At 59.9% G+C, this 9,246-nt stretch carries 15 protein-coding genes; 14 read left to right on the top strand and 1 reads right to left on the bottom strand.

Annotated elements, in window-relative coordinates; genetic code table 11:
• Positions 1 to 32 precede the first annotated feature (32 nt).
• The 10 genes from ACPRTJ_RS00240 (at position 33) to ACPRTJ_RS00285 (ending at position 5,549) form a co-directional block, all read left to right on the top strand.
• Positions 33 to 416: a hypothetical protein gene (locus ACPRTJ_RS00240; RefSeq protein ID WP_210014946.1), complete on the top strand. Its 384-nt coding sequence runs from the start codon at positions 33 to 35 to the stop codon at positions 414 to 416.
• A complete protein-coding gene (locus ACPRTJ_RS00245) occupies positions 406 to 972 on the top strand; it encodes a hypothetical protein (RefSeq protein ID WP_210014947.1) in 567 nt (188 codons plus the stop codon). Before ACPRTJ_RS00240 ends, ACPRTJ_RS00245 begins: the two co-directional genes overlap by 11 nt.
• Before the next feature lie 71 nt (positions 973 to 1,043).
• Complete coding sequence (locus ACPRTJ_RS00250; RefSeq protein WP_210014948.1) at positions 1,044 to 1,265, top strand: hypothetical protein; 222 nt, start codon at positions 1,044 to 1,046, stop codon at positions 1,263 to 1,265.
• Between the two features lie 164 nt (positions 1,266 to 1,429).
• The gene (locus ACPRTJ_RS00255) at positions 1,430 to 1,687 is read left to right on the top strand and encodes a DUF1654 domain-containing protein (RefSeq protein WP_210014949.1); all 258 of its coding nucleotides are present in this window, start codon (positions 1,430 to 1,432) and stop codon (positions 1,685 to 1,687) included.
• A gap of 806 nt (positions 1,688 to 2,493) precedes the next feature.
• Entirely contained in the window at positions 2,494 to 2,976 is a 483-nt protein-coding gene (locus ACPRTJ_RS00260) for a DUF1566 domain-containing protein (RefSeq protein WP_426427725.1), read from the top strand.
• Between the two features lie 159 nt (positions 2,977 to 3,135).
• Positions 3,136 to 3,987 (top strand): ParB/RepB/Spo0J family partition protein, encoded by an 852-nt coding sequence (locus ACPRTJ_RS00265; protein WP_210014951.1) that lies wholly within the window; start codon positions 3,136 to 3,138, stop codon positions 3,985 to 3,987.
• Between the two features lie 3 nt (positions 3,988 to 3,990).
• Positions 3,991 to 4,377: a response regulator transcription factor gene (locus tag ACPRTJ_RS00270; protein WP_123753201.1), complete on the top strand. Its 387-nt coding sequence runs from the start codon at positions 3,991 to 3,993 to the stop codon at positions 4,375 to 4,377.
• 162 nt (positions 4,378 to 4,539) lie between these two features.
• Complete coding sequence (locus ACPRTJ_RS00275) at positions 4,540 to 4,806, top strand: hypothetical protein (RefSeq protein WP_210014952.1); 267 nt, start codon at positions 4,540 to 4,542, stop codon at positions 4,804 to 4,806.
• On the top strand, positions 4,803 to 5,117 hold the full coding sequence (locus ACPRTJ_RS00280) for a hypothetical protein (RefSeq protein ID WP_426427728.1): 315 nt from the start codon (positions 4,803 to 4,805) through the stop codon (positions 5,115 to 5,117). Before ACPRTJ_RS00275 ends, ACPRTJ_RS00280 begins: the two co-directional genes overlap by 4 nt.
• Positions 5,118 to 5,201: 84 nt before the next feature.
• Complete coding sequence (locus ACPRTJ_RS00285; RefSeq protein ID WP_210014954.1) at positions 5,202 to 5,549, top strand: hypothetical protein; 348 nt, start codon at positions 5,202 to 5,204, stop codon at positions 5,547 to 5,549.
• 8 nt (positions 5,550 to 5,557) lie between these two features.
• On the opposite strand, the gene ACPRTJ_RS00290 is transcribed toward ACPRTJ_RS00285, so the two are convergent.
• Positions 5,558 to 5,848: a hypothetical protein gene (locus ACPRTJ_RS00290; protein ID WP_210014955.1), complete on the bottom strand. Its 291-nt coding sequence runs from the start codon at positions 5,846 to 5,848 to the stop codon at positions 5,558 to 5,560.
• Between the two features lie 113 nt (positions 5,849 to 5,961).
• Between ACPRTJ_RS00290 and ACPRTJ_RS00295 the strand changes: the two genes are divergently transcribed.
• The 4 genes from ACPRTJ_RS00295 to ACPRTJ_RS00310 all read left to right on the top strand — a co-directional run bounded on the left by ACPRTJ_RS00295 (position 5,962) and on the right by ACPRTJ_RS00310 (position 9,012).
• Positions 5,962 to 6,555 (top strand): DUF1566 domain-containing protein, encoded by a 594-nt coding sequence (locus tag ACPRTJ_RS00295; RefSeq protein ID WP_426427731.1) that lies wholly within the window; start codon positions 5,962 to 5,964, stop codon positions 6,553 to 6,555.
• A 68-nt stretch (positions 6,556 to 6,623) separates the two neighbouring features.
• Positions 6,624 to 7,244 carry a DUF1566 domain-containing protein gene (locus ACPRTJ_RS00300; RefSeq protein ID WP_426427733.1) on the top strand — a complete coding sequence of 207 codons (621 nt, stop codon included), beginning with the start codon at positions 6,624 to 6,626 and terminating at the stop codon, positions 7,242 to 7,244.
• Positions 7,245 to 7,296: 52 nt separating this feature from the next.
• Entirely contained in the window at positions 7,297 to 7,653 is a 357-nt protein-coding gene (locus ACPRTJ_RS00305) for a four helix bundle protein (RefSeq protein ID WP_210014958.1), read from the top strand.
• 204 nt (positions 7,654 to 7,857) lie between these two features.
• Positions 7,858 to 9,012, top strand: a complete 1,155-nt coding sequence (locus ACPRTJ_RS00310; protein ID WP_210014959.1) for an RNA-directed DNA polymerase — start codon at positions 7,858 to 7,860, stop codon at positions 9,010 to 9,012.
• Positions 9,013 to 9,246: the final 234 nt, after the last annotated feature.

A 9,246-nucleotide genomic window follows, 5' to 3' on the forward strand; every position in this document is an offset into this window, starting at 1 on the left:
AGCCTAAACGAATTTTCTCAAAGGATAGAATGATGACTGACGATCCTGAAATGTTGAGTGTTGGCAACATTCATGAAATGGACTACTGGTGTGAACCTCAGAAGATTTTCAAGTATCTCGATACGGTCGCCCCTGTAAGCGGATCGAAATTTAAATGTTCAGTTTGCTCTGGCGAGCAATGGGGATGCTCAACAGTCGGCATCAAAATTGGCGACGCCCCGATGCGCGATCTTGTTACGCCTTGCGATTTTCCCGTCTTGCTTCCGGACGGCAAGCGACTCCAAATGAACGGCCGAGACTACCCAAACTTCCACTACGCTATTGTCTGTCTTACCTGCGCTAATACAGTTTTTCTGAATGCTGCGATGGTGCAAGCAAGGATCAAGGTTACCGAGGGTTTAAAGGATGGCCTCTGAACGCCTCTTCGAGGATCATCATCTTCCGGAAGGCATGAGGATTGCCACAAACACCGGCAAAAGCCTTGACGACGTGCTGGCAGCGATGGAGCTAGCGCTAGAAAAGCAAAGATCAGATGAGACGTCGTTTTATAGAGATCTTTTGCCTGGGCGATCGAAAAGTGACAAGTCAGAACCTAAAGACCATACTGACAGCATGAACGATATCACTCGCGAAGAAATCGATACAAAACTGCAGCTGATCGAGGAGCGCCTAGATCGCAAGGTTTCCGACATCGCTAAATCTGTCAGCGATTTCAACACCGCAAACCAACGGACTGTCGACGCCCTGCAGAACGCAAAATGGTGGTCAATCGGTACAGCTATCGCTGTCTTGGCAGTGTTCATGGGCACCCTGCAATGGGGGCTCTCAGCGCAGAAAGAAGAAAATGCTCGCTTCAGCGGCTACATCCGTGAGGATATTAAATCGATTGGTGATGACGCCAAGGAGATATCCCGAGCCGTCACTGAGATGAAGATTCGCGCAGAATCGAAAGCAGATACGCCGAAAAACTGAATCTCATAAAGCCCGCCTCGGTGGGCTTTTTCATGCCTGCTATTCTGATCTGACCTTCAGAGGGTCTCGCCATGGTCACCGACAAATTCACGCTTGACCTGCTCCCTCGGCTGGCAGACGCACAGCTTGCACTTGCCAGTTCGATGAATGGCGTTTCCTCGTCGAGCCGAAATTACCCGGAGGATTCACTCCGAAGCATCGCCGAGGCCTTGGATGCAATCGATGTGTTGCTGCTTGAGGTCAGCCAATTTATCGAGCGCGGGAGCTTGAGTGTAGATCCTGAGCTACACTGACCAAGCTGACGGCGATTAACTCCCTTTCTCGTCTAGGCATCAGCCCGCCTCGGCGGGCTTTTTCATGCCTGCGCGCAACGGGAGCACAAATGTGCCCCATACAGTATTGCCAGCTACCCCTAGATAAATTACTGTTTATACATACAGTAAATGGAGGATCAGCAATGGCCAAGCAGCAGTCGAAACCCAAAACCCCTGCTCCGCCCACGCCCTACGAAATCATGGGTTCCCGCATTCAAAAGGCCATCAATTCGCCGGCCGCGCAGAAAGCCAGATCGGCGGTGATCGCCAAGGAGGATCATGAAGCCGCCCACGATTGGGAGCGTTTCTTGGACGAGGTGATCGAGAACGACAACGTAGCGCTCGAGCATCGGGATGACGGCTCGGTGCTGCTGACCTGGACAGTGCCCGCCGAAGATTGATTTCTTGATCCCTCCCTTGCCCGCCTTGTGCGGGCTTTTTTGTGGCCGCAGTAAAAATGTGTACTTTTGGTACTTGACGACTGTGAACCATTGGTACATATTTGCACCCATCGAGGCGCTACACAGCCCCTCGGGAGGTCCTCAAGCCTCACCGCTCTTTAAAAACCAAACCGATTCAAGCTTCTGCCGGGAAAGGCGTTAGCGAATCCACATAGCCATGCGGCTCCCTGGGATTGGCCGTATCGACCTCGGTAAGCGGGAGCGGAAACACCAAATTGAATTAGCGTGCCCGATAGCTTCGGCTGGGCGCGCCGGACCTCATGCACCCTGCCCCATTCAGCCGGGCATTCAGAGCTGTAGCGTGCATGTTGTAAGGACCTGTGATCCGTGGCGAACAGATGCTGTTTGACGCCGCGGGAAGGAAGCTCGAAGCCCACACCGACGACGAACGGCCAGCCTTGCAATCAGCGGCGGGTAACTGGCCAACACAACTGACGCATTACCCTGGCCTGTCGCCAGTAGCGAGGCCGGATTCTACGGAAATCATCACCTTTCTATCAGGCGAGTGATGTTTCGCGTGGATTTCACTGACTGACCAACCAGCGCCACGTCAGCCTGACGTTAACTGCCCGATGCCCTACTCCCCATCGCAGGCTGCATCGGGAACCACACTGAACGCGAGTTGATCGCCGCGAATTGTGAGCGTGGGTAGCGCCTCGCCCTTTGGTGAGGCGTCCCGACACCCGGTTTGCCCCGGAGTGTGGTTCCCGATGCATCCCGCCCCCACCCGACACAGGAACGACTCAATGAACGCACAGCAGCAGCTCACCCCGCCGGCCGTTGGCAAGCCCTGGCCAGGCCAAGGCGGTATCTACCTCGGCCTTCGACATTACCCAGAAGGCCTCTGCCACTTAATCGCGGCAGCGAACGATGTGCCAGGTCGTCACGCCTTCGGGGACTACGGCGTCTCGGTAGAAGCCCTCAGCCGCACCGATGGTCGAGCCAATACCAATACCCTGATTGCTCGCGAAGGCAAGCATCCGGCCGCAATCGCAGCAGCAGAGTACGAAGCTGACGGCCACAAGGACTTCTACCTGGCCGCAATTGGTGAGATTCACCACGCATGGCAGTACGCGCCGGAATCGTTCGCGACGGACTGGTACTACATTTCGAGTTCGCAGCGCTCCGCCTACAGCGCATTCACCATGTACTTCGGTGGTGGCTGTCAGGGCTACAGCGGCAAGCTCAACGAGCTCCGTGTCCGCCCCGTCCGCAGATTCCTTCAGTAATTCATTCCTTCAATCGCTTGAGCTGCAAAGTCAACTTTAAGCGGCAGCCTGGGCAGCACCAGGCTGCATTGGTCGTGACGTTCGCCCTCCCCTGGTCCGGGAGGTTCATGGCAGCGAGCGTTACGACCAATGCAGCCCACCCTTACGGAAGTTAATTGCATGACCAAGTCATTCAAGCAAATGATCAAGGATGGCGATGTGCGCCGCGCAGACGCCATGCGGGTGAAGCTGGAAGACCTCAACGAGGAACCCGGCTTCAACCTGCGCATTGAGGGTGAAGCCCTCGAAGCAAGCATTGAGCTGCTGGCCGAGTTCATCGCCAACGGCGGCCAGATCCCGCCCCTTGAAGTGCGGCCGCGGGCTGATGGCGGGGTCTGGATCGTAGATGGTCACCGCCGACGACGGGCCATGCTCAAGCTAGATCAAGCTGGGCGGCTGCCTCGAACGCCCAACAAGGACAACCCCGAAATCCTCGAAGCCTGGGTGCCTGTGATTGCGTTCGAAGGCAGTGATGCCGACCGCGTTGCTCGGATAATTTCCAGCCAGGAGAACGAGAAGCTCTCGCCTCTTGAGCTGGCCGAGGGCTATAAGCGGTTGCGCGCCTTCGGGTGGTTGCCCGAGCAGATCGCCAAGAAAGTCGGCAAGACGCGACAGCACGTTGAGCAAGTGCTAACCGTAGGCAACGCGAACACAGACGTGCAAAACCTGGTTGCGGCGGGTCATGTGTCAGCAACGACCGCCGCACAGGTGGTGCGCGAGCACGGCGACGGCGCCGGCAAGGTACTGGGTGCCGAGCTGGAGAAGGCACAGGCCAGCGGCAAGAAGAAGGTCACGGCGGGCACGATGAAGGGCCCAGCGATACCGAAACCTCGACTCGAAGCCGTGCATATCGCTTCGCGCAACTTGATTGCATCGCTCGGTGCAGTCGACGAAGACAGCAGATCCCTCACCCTACCTACCGCGCTTGTCCTTGAGCTGCGCAAAGCCCTGGACGGCGCACTACCGAGATAAATCATGGATACGATCACCTGCGGCTCATGGACCGGCCGGCTCGGACAGGGCCTGGCTCCGCGAGAGCTGGAAGCACTATTGGCTGTTGCCCAGGGCATGACCGCCAAAGAGATTGCCCGCGTAATGAAGATCTCGCCCGGCACCGTCGCCAACCGCATCGAAAACGCCATGTTCAAGCTTGGCGTACACCGCCGCGCCGCCCTGGTCGCCGAGGCCATGAAGCGCCAGATCATCAGCCCGATGTGCTTTGTGCTCGTCGCACTGATCGCCATGCACTCACTTGCTGCCGGCGGTGGTGACCCGATGCGCCGCGACCGCCGGGCGCCTGAACGGCGCATTGCCCAGGTTCGCGTGCTGCGCCGCGCTGAGAGCGTGGAGCTGCACTCATAGGTGGCCACTGCTTTCCCAGTGGCGCACAACGGAGGATGCCGCCATGTAACCGCCAGCCCTTGCCGTGCCGCCACATGCGGCCTCGGTAGCTCACGTGAGGTGGTACTTACTGAGCCAGCCCGGTACGCCGGGCTTTTTCTTGCCCGTCCCTTGGAGATCCCCATGCACCCATCCATGCAGCAGCGCGTCGACGGCCTGGCCGCGATGCGTGCACGAACCACCCTGCCGCCGGCAAACCTGCACGTCATCCTCGGCCTGACCGCGCCGGCCCAGTCGGTGCGCTACCAGGTCGTCGCTAAGGGCAAGGCCTACCACATCATCGAGCGCGCCACGGGCAAGACCCGGGTGTTCTGCTTCAACTACAAGGTTGCGGTCAACACCGCCCAAGCGCTGGAAGCCGCGGCTGATCGCAAGGCAGGCCGGCAATGAACATCGGCAGCCCTATTCCCGACCCACGGCCTCAGGTGATGGCCGACCTCAGCGCGCAGATCGACCAGTTCTTTGCGGCAGGCCGGCGCCCCGTTGTGATCCCTTCCGGCGTGAGCGGCGAATGCTGCGGCATGAAGAACCCGCACCAGCGCAAGCAGCGCGCCGCACGTGACGCAGCGGCGCCCATGGTGCGCGAGTTGGCAGCCCAGGGCCTGAACGCCCAGGAGATCGGCGAGGCGATGAAGACCAGCCATACGCGCATCAGGCTGATAGCCCAAGAGAACAGCATCACCCTCGGCGGGTCGGCATGATCCGGCGAGCACTCAACCGCGCACGGCACGGCCGGCGCCAGCAGCAGATCACTTTGCCGCCCAGCGGCTTGGGAGGTACCGGCCATGGCCGAGAAGAAGACGGGTGCAGCGAAGCACTCGGCGGATTACCGCGACAGGAGGAAGGCCGAAGCCGAGCGCCTGGGTATAGAGACGCTGCCTGTGGAGTCAGCAGCCGGGACGCGTGCGGAAATGGCCAAGGCGATGAAGGCTCACGGCTACACTCAGTTGCAGGAGCTGCTGCAGGACCTGCACCGGGCGTTCATCGCTGTTGACCATCGAGAGCAGGCGCGCCGCCTGAAAAAGCCCGACGCGCCAGCTTTTAAGATATCGCCAAAACTAGCTCGACGGTTTGAAGCGGCCAGCAGGGCTGAGTTGAAGCGAGAGCCTGGGTGCGAAGCCATTCCCCGTTGACGTGCCGCTCAATCATCCTGATCGGCCTTGTGGATGACGTTTGCGCAGCGACCACAAAAGCCGCCGTTGTGTTTTGCCTCATACTTCTCCGGCCAGTCGATGCCATTACGACACCTTTTGCAGGCGCCGGGATCATGTTTTCGCAGAACAAAATTATCAAAGACGTTTTGCTGGGCTTGCGACAGTTCCTCATCCTTGATAAATGCGTTAGCCGCTCCGATTTCAGGCCCCTGTAAATAGCCTCCCTCGAGAAGCTCACTGACATATCCGCTTTGTCCATCATCTTCTTCAAATGACATAAAACGCTCCTCGATTCGGCCGCATGCCGGTCACCCGTAATACCCCATCCAAAACCAAATTGCCACCATGCCGCATCCAGCCATGGAGGGCGGCGCCATCCTGAGGATCACTCATGAAACCTGAAATGATCACTTTGAAGCACGGCGACACGACGATCAAGATGCCGGCGTCCTCCCTCGCGAAGCTGGCGGTCGCCAGCGTGTTTGCCCAGGTGCTACCCCCTGCGGCCAATGTTCAGCCGATCGCGCAGGCCGATATCCCTGCTGTCGGCCAGCCATGGCCTGGCCAGGGCGGCATCAACGGCGGCTTCGTGCCGGCCATCGGCGACGTGCCAGCGCACTACCTGATCCTCGCCGAAAGCGATGTTGGCGAGCATGAGTGGGGTGGCCGGAACACCGAATCGAAAGCGATAAGCCGGAACGACGGCAAGGCGAATACCGACATCCTGATCGCCGAGGGCGGCCACCCTGCTGCTGAAGCCGCCCGGGCATACCGCGCTGACGACCATGCCGACTTCGACCTTCCGGCCGCATCCCAGCTCTACCAGGCCTGGGTCCACGGGCTGATCACCGAGGGGGCGTACTGGAGCAGTTCGCAGCGCTCCGCCCACTTCGCATTCAACGTGGTCTTCGGTGCTGGCTTTCAGGGCAGCTACGGCAAGAGCGGCGAGCTCCGTGTCCGCCCCGTCCGCAGATTCTTCATTTAATCCTTCATCCATTCGAACAAACGGGCGCATCGGCGCCCTTTTTGTTGCCTGCACACAAGGAGCAGCACATGAGCGCAGTTGAGAAAGCAGCACAATCCACCACCCTCCCAGCAATCGGCAAGGCCTACGGCGGCGGCTTCGTCACCGGCATCACCCGCGATCCGGAAACCGGCGAGCGCCACCTGTGGATCACCGCCGGCGCCGAGCATGAACTTCAAGGCCGCTGGGGCGAGTATGGCGAGAAGATCCATGGCGCCGAGAGCTTCACCAACAGCCGCGCCAACACCGAGGCAATGGCCGCTGCTGGTAGCGCCATTGCCCAGCAGGTCCTGGCGCTGAACATCGGCGGCCACAACGACTGGGCGATCCCTGCACGTGATGTGCAGGAGCTGCAGTGCCGCCACTTCAAGCCGACCACCGAGGAAAACTACTGCTGGAACCGCGATGGCGAGAACCTCAACAGCGAGCCAGCAGGCCAGCTCTACACGGAGGAAAGCCCAGGCCAGACCGTGCACGAGGCGTTCCGCTCTGGCGGCCCAGAGGCCTTCCAGCGCGCCTGGTATTGGTCGTCTTCGCAGCGCTCCGCCTACGACGCATTCGGCTTGGACTTCGGTGTTGGCTGTCAGCACAGCAACGACAAGGACAGCGAGCTCCGTGTCCGCCCCGTCCGCAGCGAAATTATTCAGTAATTCATTCATTTAACCGCCCGGCAACGGGCGGCCACCCAAGGAGGGGCATGCCATGGCAATGCATACCGAGCTTTCCATCTTCAAGGCCGCCAGCGGCTTGTTGCAGATGGCCACGAACCTCACCAAGAACATTCCCCGCGAACTTAAACAGTCGCTGGGGCGGCGAGTGATCGACGAGTGCATTGACGTGCTCATGCTCATTGCCCGGGCAAACGCGACTCAGGACAAGCGACCACACCTGTCGGTACTGGTCGAAAAAGTCCAGGTCATCGAACTGCTCATGCGCCTCTTCAAGGACAACCGATTCATCAGCGTTGAACAGCACGCCAGAACGATGGAGGTCACCACATCGATTGGCAAGCAGGCCAATGCCTGGAAACGCTACACCCCATCCGCGCCCGCTGCCTGAAGGTTACGGCTTCCAGGCCTGTGCGAATTGAATCTGGTCGTGCCGCTGACTCGATGAGTCACCGCCATGCGCACCATGGATACCGCCGGTCTAAAGCGTCCGTGTAGGTCCAGCGCAGTTTGTCCGCCGAGCAATCGGCAGGCCGACGTAGATAGCACGACAGGTCGCAGCGCTCCGCCAACAACGCATTCAACATGAACTTCGATGATGGCTATCAGAACAACAACGACAAGAACAACGAGCTCCGTGTCCGCCCCGTCCGCAGATTCAACGCCCTACCCGTTCAGCGAACTGGTCCAGGCGTACTACGATTGCCGGCGCTCGAAGCGCAACAGCAACAGCGCGTTGGCTTTCGAAGTGAACCTGGAGCGGAACCTGACGGAGCTGCACCGCGACCTGGTCACCGGCCAATACCGGCCTGGTCGCTCTATCTGCTTTGTGGTCACCCGGCCAAAGGCCCGCGAGGTGTGGGCCGCCGACTTTCGCGACCGCATCGTGCACCACCTGCTGTACAACCGCATCGGCCCCGGCATCGAGCGCAGCTTCATAGCGGACAGCTGCGCCTGTATCCCGGGTAGAGGCACCCTGTACGCCGGCAAGCGCCTTGAGGCGAAGATCCGGAGCCAGACGCAGAACTGGTCGAGGCCCGGCTTCTACCTCAAGTGCGACCTGGCCAACTTCTTCGTCGCAATCGACAAGCGCGTGCTGGGCCGCCAGCTGGTAGCCAGGGTCACCGATCCATGGTGGCAACAGTTGGCCCTGCAGGTGCTCATGCACGACCCGCGCGAGAACTACGACGTGCGCAGCCCGGCGCACTTGTTCAACCGGGTACCGCAGCACAAGCGCCTGACCGCGCAGCCAGCACACCTCGGCCTGCCGATCGGTAACCTGTCCTCGCAGTTCTTCGCCAACGTCTACCTCGACGCGCTGGACCAGTTCTGCAAGCACGAACTGCGCGCTAAGCACTACATCCGCTACGTCGACGACTTCGTGCTGCTGCACGACTCAGCGCAGCAGCTGAGCGAGTGGCTACGCAGGATCGAGCAGTTCCTGCCCAGCCTGGGCGCCAGGCTCAACCCGAAGAAGACCATCCTGCAGCCAATTGACCGTGGCGTGGACTTCGTCGGTCACGTGATCAAGCCATGGCGACGCACGACCCGTAAACGATCAGTGGCCCAGGCCATGAAGCGCACCGCAGCCACTCCGACCGAGAACCTGCGCGAGACAGCCAACAGCTACTTCGGCCTGCTCAGCCAGGCCAGTCACAGCCAGAAAGACCGCGCAGCGCTGGCGAACTTGGTACTGCGCCGAGGCCATGTGGTAAACGGCGACCTGACCAAGACCTACCCGAAGCGATAACCCCAACCACATGCCGCATCCGACCACGGAGGGCGGCGCATGCCCAGGAGCAACCATGAGCAGCCAGCCAAAGTACCTTGGCCGAATGGACCACGGAAAGACAGAGTGCGGGCGCATCGTTATGAGTCGCTGGGACAGGCCAACGGAACCAGGCAACGATGCTGATCTGCAGCGCTTCATTAAGGACATTCGCCGAAGCGGATACATCCACTCGAGCGTAGAGCGCCATGAAGG

Origin of the sequence: Pseudomonas palmensis, from assembly GCF_049942755.1 — a bacterium.
Classification (GTDB): Bacteria; Pseudomonadota; Gammaproteobacteria; order Pseudomonadales; family Pseudomonadaceae; genus Aquipseudomonas; species Aquipseudomonas palmensis.

Bases quoted from the DNA above. Each gene is read 5' to 3' on its own strand.
- ACPRTJ_RS00305 (WP_210014958.1), top strand. From the start codon at position 7,297: ATGGCAATGCATACCGAGCTTTCCATCTTCAAGGCCGCCAGCGGCTTG.
- ACPRTJ_RS00290 (WP_210014955.1), bottom strand. From the start codon at position 5,848: ATGTCATTTGAAGAAGATGATGGACAAAGCGGATATGTCAGTGAGCTT.
- ACPRTJ_RS00295 (WP_426427731.1), top strand. From the start codon at position 5,962: ATGAAACCTGAAATGATCACTTTGAAGCACGGCGACACGACGATCAAG.
- ACPRTJ_RS00240 (WP_210014946.1), top strand. From the start codon at position 33: ATGACTGACGATCCTGAAATGTTGAGTGTTGGCAACATTCATGAAATG.
- ACPRTJ_RS00285 (WP_210014954.1), top strand. From the start codon at position 5,202: ATGGCCGAGAAGAAGACGGGTGCAGCGAAGCACTCGGCGGATTACCGC.
- ACPRTJ_RS00250 (WP_210014948.1), top strand. From the start codon at position 1,044: ATGGTCACCGACAAATTCACGCTTGACCTGCTCCCTCGGCTGGCAGAC.
- ACPRTJ_RS00280 (WP_426427728.1), top strand. From the start codon at position 4,803: ATGAACATCGGCAGCCCTATTCCCGACCCACGGCCTCAGGTGATGGCC.
- ACPRTJ_RS00300 (WP_426427733.1), top strand. From the start codon at position 6,624: ATGAGCGCAGTTGAGAAAGCAGCACAATCCACCACCCTCCCAGCAATC.
- ACPRTJ_RS00265 (WP_210014951.1), top strand. From the start codon at position 3,136: ATGACCAAGTCATTCAAGCAAATGATCAAGGATGGCGATGTGCGCCGC.
- ACPRTJ_RS00260 (WP_426427725.1), top strand. From the start codon at position 2,494: ATGAACGCACAGCAGCAGCTCACCCCGCCGGCCGTTGGCAAGCCCTGG.
- ACPRTJ_RS00245 (WP_210014947.1), top strand. From the start codon at position 406: ATGGCCTCTGAACGCCTCTTCGAGGATCATCATCTTCCGGAAGGCATG.
- ACPRTJ_RS00275 (WP_210014952.1), top strand. From the start codon at position 4,540: ATGCACCCATCCATGCAGCAGCGCGTCGACGGCCTGGCCGCGATGCGT.
- ACPRTJ_RS00310 (WP_210014959.1), top strand. From the start codon at position 7,858: ATGATGGCTATCAGAACAACAACGACAAGAACAACGAGCTCCGTGTCC.
- ACPRTJ_RS00270 (WP_123753201.1), top strand. From the start codon at position 3,991: ATGGATACGATCACCTGCGGCTCATGGACCGGCCGGCTCGGACAGGGC.
- ACPRTJ_RS00255 (WP_210014949.1), top strand. From the start codon at position 1,430: ATGGCCAAGCAGCAGTCGAAACCCAAAACCCCTGCTCCGCCCACGCCC.